12 protein-coding genes are annotated in these 15,194 nt (G+C 57.9%); 1 reads left to right on the top strand and 11 read right to left on the bottom strand.

What is annotated here, in order from left to right; genetic code table 11:
- Positions 1–16: 16 nt before the first annotated feature.
- The 4 genes from glmM to rlmE all read right to left on the bottom strand — a co-directional run bounded on the left by glmM (position 17) and on the right by rlmE (position 4,970).
- Positions 17–1,354, bottom strand: coding sequence for a phosphoglucosamine mutase (gene glmM, locus CQ009_RS07580; RefSeq protein ID WP_064387884.1), 1,338 nt, complete (start codon positions 1,352–1,354; stop codon positions 17–19).
- Positions 1,355–1,370: 16 nt separating this feature from the next.
- Positions 1,371–2,222 (bottom strand): dihydropteroate synthase, encoded by an 852-nt coding sequence (gene folP, locus CQ009_RS07575; protein ID WP_105705406.1) that lies wholly within the window; start codon positions 2,220–2,222, stop codon positions 1,371–1,373.
- An 8-nt stretch (positions 2,223–2,230) separates the two neighbouring features.
- Positions 2,231–4,138, bottom strand: coding sequence for an ATP-dependent zinc metalloprotease FtsH (gene ftsH, locus CQ009_RS07570; RefSeq protein ID WP_064387882.1), 1,908 nt, complete (start codon positions 4,136–4,138; stop codon positions 2,231–2,233).
- A gap of 202 nt (positions 4,139–4,340) precedes the next feature.
- Complete coding sequence (gene rlmE / locus CQ009_RS07565; protein WP_105705404.1) at positions 4,341–4,970, bottom strand: 23S rRNA (uridine(2552)-2'-O)-methyltransferase RlmE; 630 nt, start codon at positions 4,968–4,970, stop codon at positions 4,341–4,343.
- 101 nt (positions 4,971–5,071) lie between these two features.
- On the opposite strand from rlmE, the gene CQ009_RS07560 reads away from it, so the two are divergent.
- Positions 5,072–5,380, top strand: coding sequence for a YhbY family RNA-binding protein (locus CQ009_RS07560; RefSeq protein ID WP_007915235.1), 309 nt, complete (start codon positions 5,072–5,074; stop codon positions 5,378–5,380).
- Between the two features lie 9 nt (positions 5,381–5,389).
- Here the strand turns inward: CQ009_RS07560 and CQ009_RS07555 are convergent, their stop codons facing one another.
- The 7 genes from CQ009_RS07555 to dnaK all read right to left on the bottom strand — a co-directional run bounded on the left by CQ009_RS07555 (position 5,390) and on the right by dnaK (position 15,190).
- On the bottom strand, positions 5,390–5,794 hold the full coding sequence (locus CQ009_RS07555) for an MFS transporter (RefSeq protein WP_105705402.1): 405 nt from the start codon (positions 5,792–5,794) through the stop codon (positions 5,390–5,392).
- A gap of 28 nt (positions 5,795–5,822) precedes the next feature.
- Positions 5,823–6,299: a transcription elongation factor GreA gene (gene greA / locus CQ009_RS07550; protein WP_064119469.1), complete on the bottom strand. Its 477-nt coding sequence runs from the start codon at positions 6,297–6,299 to the stop codon at positions 5,823–5,825.
- Positions 6,296–9,517 carry a carbamoyl-phosphate synthase large subunit gene (carB, locus tag CQ009_RS07545; protein ID WP_105705399.1) on the bottom strand — a complete coding sequence of 1,074 codons (3,222 nt, stop codon included), beginning with the start codon at positions 9,515–9,517 and terminating at the stop codon, positions 6,296–6,298. Before carB ends, greA begins: the two co-directional genes overlap by 4 nt.
- Positions 9,518–9,642: 125 nt before the next feature.
- Positions 9,643–10,779 carry a glutamine-hydrolyzing carbamoyl-phosphate synthase small subunit gene (carA, locus tag CQ009_RS07540; protein ID WP_007915228.1) on the bottom strand — a complete coding sequence of 379 codons (1,137 nt, stop codon included), beginning with the start codon at positions 10,777–10,779 and terminating at the stop codon, positions 9,643–9,645.
- Between the two features lie 257 nt (positions 10,780–11,036).
- Complete coding sequence (gene dapB / locus CQ009_RS07535; protein ID WP_105705397.1) at positions 11,037–11,843, bottom strand: 4-hydroxy-tetrahydrodipicolinate reductase; 807 nt, start codon at positions 11,841–11,843, stop codon at positions 11,037–11,039.
- 9 nt (positions 11,844–11,852) lie between these two features.
- Complete coding sequence (dnaJ, locus tag CQ009_RS07530) at positions 11,853–12,977, bottom strand: molecular chaperone DnaJ (RefSeq protein ID WP_105705395.1); 1,125 nt, start codon at positions 12,975–12,977, stop codon at positions 11,853–11,855.
- Between the two features lie 296 nt (positions 12,978–13,273).
- Positions 13,274–15,190, bottom strand: a complete 1,917-nt coding sequence (dnaK, locus tag CQ009_RS07525) for a molecular chaperone DnaK (protein ID WP_008088314.1) — start codon at positions 15,188–15,190, stop codon at positions 13,274–13,276.
- Positions 15,191–15,194 lie beyond the last annotated feature (4 nt).

Genomic DNA, 15,194 nt, shown 5'->3' with positions numbered 1-15,194 from the left:
TGCCTTGCAAGCCGTATCAGGCAGAAACTTCACTTACCAGTTTTGCCAGCTCTTCGGCATAACCGCGAACCTGAGCTTCGTCCTCGCCTTCGACCATTACGCGCACCAGAGGCTCTGTCCCGGACTTGCGCAAAAGCACTCGACCGCGACCCGCCATAGCCTGGGTTACACGCGCACTGGCTTCCTTGACAGCCGGATGCTCAAGCGGACTTTCGCCACCACCAAAACGCACATTGATCAACACCTGAGGACACTTGCGCAACGCCTGACGCGTTTGCGCCAAACCTTCATTACGGGTCTTCAAGGCCATCAGCACTTGCAAAGCTGCGATGATCGCATCACCGGTCGTGGTGTGATTGAAGCAAACGATATGCCCCGAATTCTCGCCGCCGACCAGCCAGTTGCGCTCGAGCAACTCGGCGATCACGTAACGGTCGCCAACATTGGCACGAATAAATGGAATCGAAAGCTCTGCAAGCGCGAGCTCCAACCCCAGATTACTCATCAGGGTGCCAACCACGCCGCCCTGCAACTTCCCGCGCTCATGCAGATCGCGAGCAATGATGAACAGCAGCTCATCACCATCAACAATGGCACCGGTATGGTCGACCATCAAAACCCGATCGCCATCGCCATCAAAAGCGATACCCAGATCGGCGTGCTCTGCCAGCACCGCAGCCTGCAACTGCCCCATATGGGTCGAGCCACAATTCTCGTTGATGTTCAGACCGTTAGGCTGGGCTGACAACACGACAACTTCCGCACCCAACTCCCGGAAGACACTCGGAGCTACCTTGTAGGTCGCACCATGCGCACAGTCGATAACGATCTTGAGGCCAGAGAAACTGGTGCCCGTTGGCACGCTGCTTTTGCAAAACTCGATATAACGACCTGACGCATCGTTGATCCGCGACACTTTGCCGATCTTGCTTGATTCGACCACGGTCATCGGGGTATCGAGCAGCTCCTCGATCATCAGTTCCAGCTCATCCGGTAGCTTGGTGCCTTTACCGGAGAAAAACTTGATGCCGTTATCGTCATGCGGGTTGTGCGAGGCACTGATCACGATACCGGCCTCAGCCTGGAACGTGCGCGACAGGTAAGCGATGGCCGGCGTCGGCATAGGACCCAGCAGCATCACATCGGCACCGGCCGATGTCAGACCAGCCTCAAGTGCCGACTCGAACATATAACCGGAAATTCGCGTGTCCTTGCCGACCAGCACTTTGCAGGCACCCATCTTGCGAAACGCCATGCCGGCAGCCCAACCGAGCTTGAGCATGAAGTCAGGAGTAATCGGGTATTCTCCGACCCGGCCACGAATACCGTCAGTACCAAAGTATTTCTTGCTCATAAGTGCTCCGTCATTCTTATTCGGCTGATTCCACGGCCGCGATCATCCGCACCACGTCTACCGTTTCCGCCACATCATGGACGCGCAATATACGCGCACCCTTGACGGATGCCAGTGCCGCCAGTGCAAGACCACCATGCAAACGCTCACCCACCGGGCGATTCAGGGCATGGCCGATCATGCTTTTTCGGGAAACACCTACCAAAAGAGGTCGACCCAACGCGTGCAAGGCTTCCATATGCTTGAACAAGCTTAGATTGTGCTGCAGGGTTTTGGCGAAACCGAAGCCAGGATCAAGGATGATGCGCTCGACCGGAATTCCCGCCTGCGCACATTTAGCCATACGAACGGCAAGAAACTCGGCCACCTCGCGGGTGACATCCTGATAGTGCGGGTCGTCCTGCATATCGCCGGGCTCTCCCAGCATATGCATCAGGCATACCGGCAAGCCTGTGGCGGCAGCCGCATCCAAAGCCCCATCGCGCTGAAGCGAACGGACATCGTTGATCAACCCGGCACCCAGCCGCGCAGTTTCGCGCATGACGGCTGGCGTCGAAGTGTCGACCGAGATGATCACGTCCAGCTCACGATTGATCAGCTCGACGATCGGCGCCACACGCTCAAGCTCTTCTAGCGGCGACACCGCGCGCGCACCCGGCCGGGTTGACTCGCCGCCGACGTCGATAAGCGTCGCTCCCGCCTCCACCATGGCTTGCGCGTGACGCAAGGCTGCATCGAGCTGGCTGTATCGGCCACCATCAGAGAAGGAATCAGGGGTTACATTGAGAATGCCCATGACATGCGTCCGGGCCAAATCAAGAACCCGGTTGCCGCAAGGCAACCGGGTCAGGGACTGTACAGAAGTCATTTCAAACCTTAAACGTCAGCAGCCGGACCGCCAATCGGTGTTTCCGGACGCTCATCCCGAACCACTGGAGGTGGAGGCGTACCTGTACCACCCGACCAGTCGCGGGGCTCGCGAGGCGCGCGACCCGCCATGATGTCGTCGATCTGTTCAGCATCGATCGTTTCGTACTTCATCAGTGCATCAGCCATGGCATCGAGCTTGTCACGGTTGTCCGTGAGGATCTGCTTGGCCGTGCCATAGCACTGGTCGATGATGCTGCGCACTTCGGAGTCGATCAGCTTGGCTGTCTCGCCGGAGAAGCTGGCAGCCTGACCGCCACCACCGCGACCGAGGAATACTTCCCCCTCTTCTTCGGCGTACATCAACGGACCGAGTTTTTCCGACAGACCCCACTTGGTTACCATGTTCCGTGCGATCTGGCTGGCACGCATGATGTCGTTAGAGGCGCCTGTAGTCACACCGTCGAAGCCCAGAGTCATTTCTTCTGCAATACGGCCGCCGTACAGCGAGCAGATCTGACTGATCAATGCGCGCTTGGACAGGCTGTAGCGATCTTCTTCCGGCAGAAACATGGTCACACCCAGCGCACGGCCGCGCGGAATGATCGACACCTTGTACACCGGATCATGCTCAGGCACGACGCGACCCACGATGGCGTGGCCAGCTTCGTGATAAGCGGTGTTCTGCTTCTCTTTTTCGGACATGACCATCGATTTGCGCTCGGCGCCCATCATGATCTTGTCTTTGGCCAGCTCGAACTCTTTCATTTCAACGATGCGTTTGCCGCTGCGTGCAGCGAACAGGGACGCTTCGTTGACCAGGTTAGCCAGGTCAGCACCCGAGAAACCCGGAGTACCACGTGCAATAACGGCAGGAGCAACGTCGTCACCCATTGGCACTTTACGCATGTGAACCTTGAGAATCTGCTCGCGACCACGGATATCCGGCAGCCCCACCACAACCTGACGGTCGAAACGGCCCGGACGCAGCAGCGCAGGGTCGAGTACGTCAGGACGGTTGGTTGCAGCGATAACAATGATGCCGTCATTCATCTCGAAGCCGTCCATCTCAACCAGCAACTGGTTGAGAGTCTGCTCACGCTCGTCGTGACCGCCACCCATGCCAGCGCCACGATGGCGACCGACGGCGTCGATTTCATCGATAAAGATGATGCAAGGCGCGTGCTTCTTCGCCTGCTCGAACATGTCACGTACACGGCTGGCACCGACACCGACGAACATTTCGACGAAATCGGAACCGGAGATGGTGAAGAACGGAACCTTGGCTTCGCCGGCAATCGCCTTGGCCAGCAAGGTTTTACCGGTACCCGGAGGACCAACCATCAGCACACCGCGAGGAATACGGCCGCCCAGGCGCTGGAACTTGCCCGGATCACGGAGGAATTCAACCAGCTCGCCGACTTCTTCCTTGGCTTCGTCGCAACCGGCGACGTCAGCCAATGTGGTTTTTACCTGGTCTTCGGAGAGCAGGCGCGCCTTGCTCTTGCCGAAGCTCATCGGTCCGCCCTTGCCGCCAGCACCGCCCTGCATCTGGCGCATGAAGAACATGAACACCGCGATGATCACCAGGATCGGGAAGCTGGCCACCAGAAGCTGGGTCCAGATGCTTTGCTGTTCAGGCTGCTTGCCTTCAACCACAACGTGGTTGTCGACCAGATCGCCGATCAGGCCATTGTCCTGGATTGCCGGACGAATGGTCTTGAAGCTGTCGCCATCATTGCGTTTGCCGGTGATTACATAGCCATCAACCGCTACGCGCTCGACCTTGCCATCCTTGACCTGCTGGATGAAGTCGGAATAGTTGAGGGTCTGCGGCTCGTTAGGGCTGGAGAAGTTGTTCATCACCGTCACCAGGACAGCCGCGATGATCAACCACAGGATCAGATTCTTTGCCATATCGTTCAATTAACTACCCTCTGAAGCAAGCTCCGCTACTGGCGCGCGCTTCGCATGATATTCACCGGCCTAACTTACTACATTACCTACGACTCTGGCAGGCGCCGTCTGTAACCCTTTGTGAAACACTTTCTACACAATATTCGTTAATGCTAGCCGGGCGAAATACTAAAAACCTATCACCCCGCACAAAAACCTCGTTTTACTCACTACGCCCGCGATAACCCCAAGCCAGCATGTATTGCTCGCGAGAGGTGCCACGAGAGGAGTCCGGCTTGATCATCTGGATCTTGTCGAACTTCTTGCGAGCGTCCTTCAGGTAAACATCAAATCCTTCACCCTGAAAAATCTTGATCACAAAATTGCCACCTGGCTTGAGGATCCGCTCCGCCAGATCAAGTGCCAGCTCGCACAGGAACATGGCCTTCGGCATATCCACTTCAGGCGTACCACTCATATTGGGGGCCATATCGGAAATCACAAGGTCCACCTGCGAATTACCCACAGCCTCAAGGATTCGCCCGAGCACTTCGTCCTCGGTGAAGTCTCCATGAATGAAGGTCACGTCAGGAATACTGTCCATTTCCAGAATGTCCGAAGCGATCAAACGGCCCTGACCGCCGATCAGGCGGCTGGTGACCTGCGACCAGCCCCCGGGCGCTGCACCTAGATCGACAACGCTCATGCCAGGGCGGATCAGCTTGTATTTCTCCTGGATTTCCAGAAGTTTGTAACTCGCACGCGAGCGGTAGCCATCCTTCTGCGCTTGTTTCACATAGGGATCGTTGACATGTCTTTTCAGCCAACCAAGGCTTGTCTTGGAACGCGCCATTGGGCACCTCGTTGATAAGGGTCGTGATTAATTGGGCGGATCCACGAGCCCTCGGGTAAAATGGCCGCCATTTTACAGAATCCAGACGAAAGGGTCAGATTATGCCGCTCACTCCAGAGCAGAAGAAACAGTACAAATCCATTGGCCACCACCTCAAACCAGTTTTGACGGTAGCTGACAACGGTTTGACTGAAGGTGTTTTAGCCGAACTTGAACGCGCTTTGGCGGATCACGAGCTGATCAAAATCAAGCTCAACATCCTCGATCGCGAATCGCGCCTCGCGCACATCGCAGAGCTGTGCAAGGTTGGCAAAGCGGACCTGGTGCAGGTCATCGGCAAGATGGCACTGATTTACCGCAAGAACTTCAGCGTCAACAAGCAACTGTCGAACGTTCATCGCTTCAAGTGATGACAAGGGTCAAGGGTGTGCTTCGCGCACCCTGCCACTCCATCCTGGCACCGGCTGCATTACCAGCACCAGCCCGGAAAACCCCAGAACCAGATAACTGAACACCTGCCAGCGCTGCGCATCCGGCCAGCCGACACGCACTGCGACAAACATCGCACACGCATACAAAGCCATCAACAGCACCTGCCCACGAAAATCTCGCCATAGACTGGCAAGGCCCTCGGCCTGTACCAGCACCAAAGCCTGAAAAATAACGCATGCGGCGGCAAAACCTACCACCAGCACTTCAAATGCACTGGCGACTTCATCGATCAGCAACGGTGCCAGGCCAATCTGGCCCAGCGCCGGCTGCAAACCGAGATGTATCAGCCATAGACCGCCGACCCAAAGCATCTGGGTCAGCTGCCAAAGCATGGCGCCCGCATGCAGCGGGCGCCCTTTTTCAGATGTGACGGACTTCGACAATCTCGTACTCGATCACGCCGCTCGGCGTTTTCACGGCGACCACATCGCCCTCTTCCTTGCCGATCAAGGCACGGGCCAAAGGCGAGCCAACCGAAATCTTGCCGAGTTTGAAGTCAGCCTCATCCTCACCCACGATGTGGTAGGTGACGCTTTCATCGGTCTCGACGTTGGCGATTTCGACGGTAGTACCGAAAATCACTTTGCCGGTGTGCGGAATCGACGTGACGTCAATGATGACCTGATTCTGAATCCGGCCTTCGATATCACGAATCCGCGCTTCGACCATGCCCTGCTGTTCGCGTGCGGCATGGTATTCAGCGTTTTCTTTCAAGTCACCCAACTCGCGGGCCGTACCGATGTCCTGGCTGAGCTTCGGACGAACGACCTTGGTCAGGTGAGCGTGTTCTTCTTCCAGGGCTTTAGCGCCCTGGACAGTCATTGGGTATTTGATCATGCCTTCAATCCTGCGTGTAGATCCTGCAAGCGACGCACGGTCTTTTCCGGACCGAACTTCAGCGCTTCACAGATAGCTTCGCCAGCAGCAATGGTGGTGGTGCAGTAAATCTTGTGCTGCAAGGCATTACGACGAATGGAGTACGAATCAGCGATCGACTGACGACCTTCGGTGGTGTTGATGATCAGGGTGACTTCGTCATTCTTGATCATGTCGACCACGTGCGGACGACCCTCGGTCACCTTGTTCACACGGCGCACTTTCAGGCCTGCGGCTTCGATCAGCTTGGCAGTACCGGCAGTGGCAACCACTTCGAAACCCAAGTTGATCAGATCGCGGGCCACGCCTGCAACCAGAGGCTTGTCATCGTCGCGAACGCTGATGAACGCAGTACCGCCGGTCGGCAGCACTTCGCTGGCGCCCATCTGGGCTTTGGCGAATGCTTCACCGAAGGTGTCGCCGACGCCCATCACTTCACCGGTCGACTTCATCTCTGGGCCGAGGATCGGGTCAACGCCAGGGAATTTGGCGAACGGGAACACCGCCTCTTTCACGCTGTAGAAGTTCGGGATGATTTCTTTGGTGAAGCCAATTTCTTTCAGGGTCTTACCGGCCATCACGCGGGCAGCGATCATGGCCAGGGAGACACCGATGCACTTCGACACGAACGGTACGGTACGCGAAGCGCGCGGGTTGACTTCGATGACGTAGATGTCTTCGCCCTGCAAAGCCAACTGCACGTTCATCAGGCCGACAACGCCCAGTTCCAGAGCCATTTTCTTGACCTGCTCGCGCATCTCGTCCTGGATGTGCGCCGGCAGCGAGTACGGCGGCAGCGAGCAAGCGGAGTCACCGGAGTGAACGCCAGCCTGTTCGATGTGCTGCATGATCGCGCCGATCACCACGTCTTTGCCGTCGCAGACCGCATCCACGTCCATCTCGATGGCGCAGTTGAGGAAGTGGTCGAGCAGCACCGGGCTGTCGTTGGACACTTTCACCGCGTCACGCAGGTAGCGCTTGAGCTCTTCTTCTTCGTAAACGATTTCCATCGCGCGACCACCCAGGACATAGGATGGGCGCACTACCAGCGGGTAGCCGATCTTGCTGGCGGCACGAATCGCTTCGTCTTCGCTGCGCACGGTGGCATTTGGCGGCTGACGCAGGTTCAGGCGCTCAACCATTTGCTGGAAGCGCTCACGGTCTTCGGCACGGTCGATAGCGTCAGGGCTGGTGCCGATGATTGGCACGCCAGCCGCTTCCAGCGCACGCGCCAGTTTCAGCGGAGTCTGACCACCGTACTGGACGATCACGCCTTTCGGCTTCTCGACGCGGCAGATTTCCAGCACGTCTTCGAGGGTTACCGATTCGAAGTACAGACGGTCGGAAGTGTCGTAGTCAGTGGAAACGGTTTCCGGGTTGCAGTTGACCATGATCGTTTCGTAGCCGTCTTCGCGCAGAGCGAGGGCGGCGTGCACGCAGCAGTAGTCGAACTCGATGCCCTGGCCGATACGGTTCGGACCGCCACCCAGAATCATGATTTTGTCGCGGCCCGAAGGCGCGGCTTCGCACTCTTCCTCGTAAGTCGAGTAGAGGTATGCGGTGTCGGTGGCGAACTCGGCGGCGCAGGTGTCAACGCGCTTGTAAACCGGGAACACTTCCAGCTTGTGACGGTGCGTGCGCAGGTTCTTCTCGGTCACACCCAGCAGCTTGGCCAGACGCTGATCGGAGAAGCCTTTGCGCTTGAGCTTGTACATCACGTCGCGGTCGATCGCGGACAGACCGAGGGTCTTGACCTTCTCTTCGTCCTTGATCAGATCTTCGATCTGTACCAGGAACCAAGGGTCGATCATGTTCATGCCGAAGATTTCTTCGACGGTCATGCCGGCGCGGAAAGCGTCTGCCACGTACCAGATACGCTCGGCGCCCGGCACGGTCAGTTCGCGCTTGAGCACGCTCATGCTTTCCGGGTTGCTCAGGTCGAGCTTCTCGTCCAGACCGCAAACGCCGACTTCCAGACCGCGCAGAGCTTTCTGCAGGGATTCCTGGAAGGTACGGCCGATGGCCATGACTTCACCAACCGACTTCATCTGAGTGGTCAGTCGCGCGTCAGCCTTGGCGAATTTCTCGAAGGCAAAGCGCGGCAGCTTGGTCACAACGTAGTCGATCGACGGCTCGAAGGACGCCGGAGTCTTGCCGCCGGTGATGTCGTTCGACAGTTCGTCGAGGGTGTAGCCCACAGCCAGTTTGGCCGCGACTTTTGCAATCGGGAAACCGGTGGCTTTCGAAGCCAGGGCCGAGGAACGCGATACGCGCGGGTTCATCTCGATCACGACCATGCGGCCAGTGTTCGGGCAGATACCGAATTGAACGTTGGAGCCGCCAGTCTCGACGCCGATCTCGCGCAGTACCGCCAGGGAGGCGTTACGCAGGATCTGGTATTCCTTGTCGGTCAGGGTTTGCGCTGGAGCAACGGTGATCGAGTCACCGGTGTGCACGCCCATCGGGTCGAAGTTTTCGATCGAGCAAACGATGATGCAGTTGTCCTTTTTGTCGCGGACAACTTCCATTTCATATTCTTTCCAGCCGATCAGCGATTCGTCGATCAGCAGCTCTTTGGTCGGCGACAGATCCAGACCACGGGCGCAGATTTCTTCGAACTCTTCACGGTTGTAAGCGATACCGCCACCGGTGCCGCCCATGGTGAAGGACGGACGGATGATGCACGGGAAGCCGAGGGTTTCGAGAACCGCGTTGGCCTCTTCCATGCTGTGGGCGATACCGGAACGCGGGCACGCCAGGCCGATGGATTTCATCGCCTTGTCGAAACGCGAACGGTCTTCAGCCTTGTCGATGGTGTCGGCGTTGGCGCCGATCATTTCTACGCCGAATTTCTCCAGAACGCCTTCGCGCTCCAGGTCCAGGGCGCAGTTCAGAGCGGTCTGGCCGCCCATGGTTGGCAGCACAGCGTCCGGACGTTCTTTTTCGATGATCTTGGCAACGGTCTGCCACTTGATCGGTTCGATGTAGGTGGCGTCGGCCATGTCCGGGTCGGTCATGATGGTGGCCGGGTTGGAGTTCACCAGGATGACGCGGTAACCCTCTTCGCGCAGGGCTTTGCAGGCCTGGGCGCCGGAGTAGTCGAATTCGCAGGCCTGGCCGATAACGATCGGGCCAGCGCCGAGAATCAGGATGCTTTTAATGTCTGTACGTTTTGGCATGGGTTTGTCACTCAAATCCGCAGGTCAGTCGGCAAGCCGTCTTGATCGATTTCTGAAGTCCCGAAGGGGCCGCCGGTGTCGGGGCCGCCCTCGAGGGCTTCTCTCTACAGTCTCAAGGCGAACGCTTAGCGTCGCTTGGCCATCTCGTTGATGAAGCGGTCGAACAGTGGCGCAACATCGTTCGGGCCCGGGCTCGCTTCAGGGTGGCCCTGGAAGCTGAACGCGCTCTTGTCGGTGCGCTCAATGCCTTGCAGGGTGCCGTCGAACAGCGACTTGTGGATCGCACGCACGTTGGCTGGCAGGGTTTCTTCGTCCACCGCGAAACCGTGGTTCTGGCTGGTGATCATCACGACGCCAGTGTCCAGATCCTGCACCGGGTGGTTGGCACCGTGGTGGCCATGGCCCATTTTCAGGGTCTTGGCGCCGGAGGCCAGAGCCAGCAGTTGGTGACCGAGGCAGATGCCGAATACCGGAATCTCGGTTTCCAGGACTTCCTTGATCGCCTTGATCGCGTAGTCGCATGGCTCCGGATCACCAGGGCCGTTGGACAGGAACACGCCGTCCGGCTTCAGTGCCAGCACATCAGCGGCCGGGGTCTGAGCCGGCACCACGGTGACGCGGCAGCCGCGCTCGACCAGCATGCGCAGGATGTTGACCTTGACGCCGTAGTCGTAGGCAACCACGTGGTAAGGCAGCTCGGAAGCGTCGATGGTCGCGTGGCTGTCGGTCTTCAGATCCCAGACAGTCGAGCGCCATTCGTATTGGGTCTTGGTGCTGACAACTTTCGCCAGGTCCATGCCCTTCAGGCCCGGGAAGCCTTGCGCAGCGGCGATAGCCGCTTCTTCGGAGATGTTGTCGCCGGCCATGATGCAGCCGTTCTGAGCGCCTTTTTCACGCAGGATACGGGTCAGGCGACGGGTGTCGATACCGGCGATTGCCACAACGTTGTTGGCTTTCAGGTAGTCGGACAGGGACATCGTGTTACGCCAGTTGCTCGCTACCAGCGGCAGGTCGCGGATGACCAGGCCAGCGGACCAGACGCGGTCGGACTCGGCATCTTCCGGCGTGGTGCCGGTGTTGCCGATGTGCGGGTAAGTCAGGGTAACGATCTGTTGGGCGTAGGAAGGATCGGTAAGGATTTCCTGATAGCCGGTCATTGCGGTGTTGAACACCACCTCACCAACGGTTTGACCGTCGGCACCAATGGCTTCGCCGCGAAAAATGCTGCCATCAGCAAGGGCAAGTATGGCTGGCTTAGTCAAGAAGACCTCCCGTAAATAACGCATGAAAGGGCGATCGCAGGTTGTAAAAAAGCGGAGTGACGTATGGACACGTCACCCCGCTTCTTCACTGAATTATTCTGCGCGCTTTTAGTGGACACACTAAAGCTGTAGCTTACAGAAAAAGGCTTTTTTGGTCCACCGCTAAAGAGCCTAAAAGGCCGGAGAATGCGACAGGTCGTCGCCAAGCGGAGAAAAACCAGCGCAAACAGGGCGTTTGCGCCGGGTTCAGCAGTGTATCAACGCAGGTCGAGCACGTCTTGCATGTCATACAGACCCGGCTCGCGACCATCCAGCCACAACGCAGCACGTACCGCGCCCTTGGCAAAAGTCATGCGACTCGAAGCCTTGTGCGTGATCTCCAGACGCTCACCTTCACAGGCGAACAGCACGGTGTGATCACCCACCACATCACCACCACGCACGGTGGCGAAGCCGATGGTTTCACGCTCACGAGCGCCGGTGTGACCTTCTCGACCGTAAACAGCAACCTTCTGCAGATCACGATCCAGCGCACCGGCAATCACTTCACCCATGCGCAACGCCGTACCCGACGGTGCATCGATCTTGTGACGGTGATGAGCTTCGATAATTTCGATGTCCGCTTCATCACCCAGCACACGCGCCGCCATATCGAGCAATTTCAGCGACAGATTGACGCCGACACTGAAGTTGGCCGCGAACACGATCGGAATATCCTTGCCCGCCTCGGCCAGCAACTGTTTCTGCCCAGCGTCGAGGCCAGTGGTACCGATAACCATCGCTTTGCCTGCCTTGCGGCAGAACGCCAGATTTTTCAGCATCACTTCCGGCAGGGTGAAGTCGATCAACACGTCGAACTCTTCAGCCACGGCCTCGATATGACCGGACAAAGGCACGCCGATGCGACCCAGCGAGGCCAGCTCACCGGCATCGACGCCGATCAGCGTACTGCCCGGACGAACCACGGCAGCGGTCAACCCGGTCAGCGGCGCGCTCTGCTGCACGGCCTCGACCAGAATCTTGCCCATGCGCCCAGCAGCGCCCATCACAGCTATACGTCGCATGCGGACTCCTTACAGATCGCCGAAGAAGCGCTTCACACCGTCGAACCAACCGGTGGTTTTCGGCGAGTGACTGTTGTCGTCCGCCAGCGAGCTGCGGAACTCTTCCAGCAGTTCGCGCTGACGACGATTCAGATTGACCGGCGTCTCGACTGCCACACGGCACATCAAGTCGCCCGCACCGCCACCACGTACCGGCGCCACGCCTTTACCGCGTACACGGAACTGCTTGCCAGTCTGAGTGCCTTCGGGAATTTTCAGTTTGACGCGACCGTCGAGGGTCGGAATTTCCAACTCGCCGCCCAACGCCGCATCGACGAAGCTGATCGGCACTTCGCAGAACAGATGTTTGCCATCACGCTGGAAGATGTCGTGCTCGCGCACGTTGATGACTACATACAGGTCGCCAGTCGGCCCGCCCTGCGAACCCGCCTCGCCTTCGCCTGACAGACGAATGCGGTCGCCGGTATCGACGCCGGCCGGCACTTTGACCGACAGGGTTTTGTACTCTTCAACGCGACCGTCACCGTGGCAGGAATCGCACGGATCGGAAATGATCTTGCCCTGGCCATGGCAACGCGGGCAGGTTTGCTGCACCGAGAAGAAGCCCTGCTGCATGCGCACCTGACCGATGCCACCACAGGTCGGGCACGTCGATGGCGAGGAGCCCTTCTTGGCACCCGAACCATCGCACGGCTTGCAGTTGACCAGTGTCGGAACGCGGATATTCACCGACGTACCGCGCACCGCTTCTTCCAGATTCAGCTCCAGGGTGTAGCGCAAGTCGCTGCCACGCTGAGCGCCGCCACGGGAACCGCCGCGACCGCCACCGAAGAAATCACTGAAGACATCACCAAAGATGTCCGAGAAGTTCTGGCCGCCAAAACCGGCACCGCCGCCACCCATGCTCGGGTCGACGCCGGCATGACCGTACTGGTCGTACGCTGCGCGCTTGCTGGAATCAGACAGCACTTCATAGGCCTCATTGGCCTCTTTGAACAGTTCTTCCGACGCTTTGTCATCGGGATTACGGTCCGGGTGGTGCTTCATCGCCAGACGACGGTAAGCCTTTTTCAGGTCCGCATCGCTTGAGCCACGCTCAACACCCAACACTTCGTAATAGTCACGCTTTGCCATAAGTCTTCTGCACTCTTGAGGACGTTCGGCAAACCCCTCCTGAGGATCGCCAAACTCGTTGAGCCCCAATACAGGCCCGGACCCAACTCACGTCAATTCAACGATCCTGGTCTTTGATTCTGCGGTACTTTCGGCGTGAAAAGCAGGAGCATCTTCAGCCATACCGCCAACATCCGAACGTTGTCGCATGCTGTAAAAATTCGCGTATTCCAGATACGCCAACGCGGGAGCTAGCTCCCGCGCGGCGACATCCTACCAGTCACTGCCTGAAGGCAGTCAACCGGCCGACCAACAACTTACTTGTGGTCTTTGACTTCTTCGAACTCTGCATCGACAACGTCGTCAGCCTTCTCAGCCGATTCGCCTTGCGGGGCTGCGCCATCAGCTGGCTGAGCCTGTTCGGCATACATCTTCTGAGCAACCGGAGCGGAGACTTTCGACAGCTCTTCAACCTTCGCTTCGATAGCAGCCTTGTCGTCGCCTTTGACAGCGGCTTCCAGAGCAACCACAGCAGCTTCGATCGCAGTCTTCTCTTCAGCGGTGACCTTGTCGCCCGCGTCGGAGATCATTTTGCGCGTCGAGTGAACCAGTGCGTCGCCCTGGTTACGGGCAGCAGCCAGTTCTTCGAACTTGCGGTCTTCCTCAGCGTTGGCTTCGGCGTCACGCACCATGCGCTCGATCTCTTCGTCGGACAGACCGGAGTTGGCCTTGATCACGATCGACTGAGTCTTGCCGGTGGCCTTGTCTTTCGCACCAACGTGCAGGATGCCGTTAGCATCGATGTCGAAGGTCACTTCGATCTGCGGCACACCACGTGGAGCAGGTGGAATGTCGGCCAGGTCGAACTTGCCCAGGGACTTGTTCTGAGTGGCTTGCTTACGCTCGCCCTGCAGCACGTGAATGGTCACAGCGCCCTGGTTGTCGTCGGCAGTCGAGAACACTTGCGATTTCTTGGTAGGAATCGTGGTGTTTTTCTCGATCAGCGCGGTCATCACGCCACCCATGGTTTCGATACCCAGGGTCAGCGGGCTGACGTCGAGCAGCAGAACGTCTTTCACGTCACCGGCCAGAACAGCGCCCTGAATCGCAGCACCCATGGCAACAGCTTCGTCCGGGTTAACGTCTTTACGCGCTTCTTTACCGAAGAAATCAGTAACCAGCTTCTGTACCAGCGGCATACGGGTCTGACCACCGACCAGAATCACGTCGTTGATCGCGCCAACATCCAGACCGGCGTCTTTCATGGCGATGCGGCAAGGTTCGATGGTGCGCTGAACCAGGTCTTCAACCAGTGCTTCGAGCTTGGCACGCGAGATCTTCACGTTCAGGTGCTTAGGACCGGTTGCGTCTGCAGTGATGTACGGCAGGTTGACGTCGGTCGACTGAGCGGACGACAGCTCGATCTTGGCTTTCTCAGCGGCTTCTTTCAGGCGCTGCATGGCCAGCGGGTCACCTTTGAGGTTCATGCCGCTTTCTTTCTTGAATTCGTCGACGAGGTAGTCGATCAGACGAATGTCAAAGTCTTCACCGCCGAGGAACGTGTCACCGTTGGTCGCCAGTACTTCGAACTGATGCTCGCCATCAACTTCAGCGATCTCGATAACGGAAACGTCGAACGTACCGCCACCCAGGTCATAAACGATCACGGTGTGATCGCCCTTGGCCTTGTCCATACCGTAAGCCAGAGCAGCTGCGGTTGGTTCGTTGATGATACGTTTTACGTCCAGACCGGCGATGCGGCCGGCGTCTTTGGTCGCCTGACGCTGGCTGTCGTTAAAGTAGGCCGGAACGGTGATCACCGCTTCGGTCACTGGCTCGCCGAGGTAGTCTTCGGCGGTTTTCTTCATTTTCTTCAGAATTTCAGCCGAGATTTGTGGCGGTGCCATTTTCTGGCCGTTCACTTCTACCCAGGCGTCGTTGTTGTCAGCCTTGACGATCTTGTAAGGGACCATCTGGATGTCTTTCTGCACAACTTCTTCGTCAAAACGACGACCGATCAGACGCTTTACTGCGTACAGAGTGTTGTGCGGGTTGGTCACGGCCTGACGCTTGGCCGACTGACCTACGAGGATTTCGCCATCGTTGGCGTAAGCGATGATCGACGGCGTGGTACGCGCGCCTTCAGCGTTTTCGATAACTTTTGCTTTGCCGTTTTCCAGCACGGAGACGCAGGAGTTGGTGGTCCCCAGGTCGATACCGATAATTTTGCCCATGTTA

Origin of the sequence: Pseudomonas sp. MYb2 (assembly GCF_002979955.1) — a bacterium.
Classification (GTDB): Bacteria; Pseudomonadota; Gammaproteobacteria; order Pseudomonadales; family Pseudomonadaceae; genus Aquipseudomonas.
Note: the sequence above shows the minus strand (reverse complement) of the source record. Positions and strands in the feature narration are given on the sequence as shown.

Coding starts and splice junctions, on each gene's coding strand:
- glmM (WP_064387884.1), bottom strand. CDS start 1,354: ATGAGCAAGAAATACTTTGGTACTGACGGTATTCGTGGCCGGGTCGGA.
- folP (WP_105705406.1), bottom strand. CDS start 2,222: ATGACTTCTGTACAGTCCCTGACCCGGTTGCCTTGCGGCAACCGGGTT.
- ftsH (WP_064387882.1), bottom strand. CDS start 4,138: ATGGCAAAGAATCTGATCCTGTGGTTGATCATCGCGGCTGTCCTGGTG.
- rlmE (WP_105705404.1), bottom strand. CDS start 4,970: ATGGCGCGTTCCAAGACAAGCCTTGGTTGGCTGAAAAGACATGTCAAC.
- CQ009_RS07560 (WP_007915235.1), top strand. CDS start 5,072: ATGCCGCTCACTCCAGAGCAGAAGAAACAGTACAAATCCATTGGCCAC.
- CQ009_RS07555 (WP_105705402.1), bottom strand. CDS start 5,794: ATGCTTTGGCAGCTGACCCAGATGCTTTGGGTCGGCGGTCTATGGCTG.
- greA (WP_064119469.1), bottom strand. CDS start 6,299: ATGATCAAATACCCAATGACTGTCCAGGGCGCTAAAGCCCTGGAAGAA.
- carB (WP_105705399.1), bottom strand. CDS start 9,517: ATGCCAAAACGTACAGACATTAAAAGCATCCTGATTCTCGGCGCTGGC.
- dapB (WP_105705397.1), bottom strand. CDS start 11,843: ATGCGACGTATAGCTGTGATGGGCGCTGCTGGGCGCATGGGCAAGATT.
- dnaJ (WP_105705395.1), bottom strand. CDS start 12,977: ATGGCAAAGCGTGACTATTACGAAGTGTTGGGTGTTGAGCGTGGCTCA.
- dnaK (WP_008088314.1), bottom strand. CDS start 15,190: ATGGGCAAAATTATCGGTATCGACCTGGGGACCACCAACTCCTGCGTC.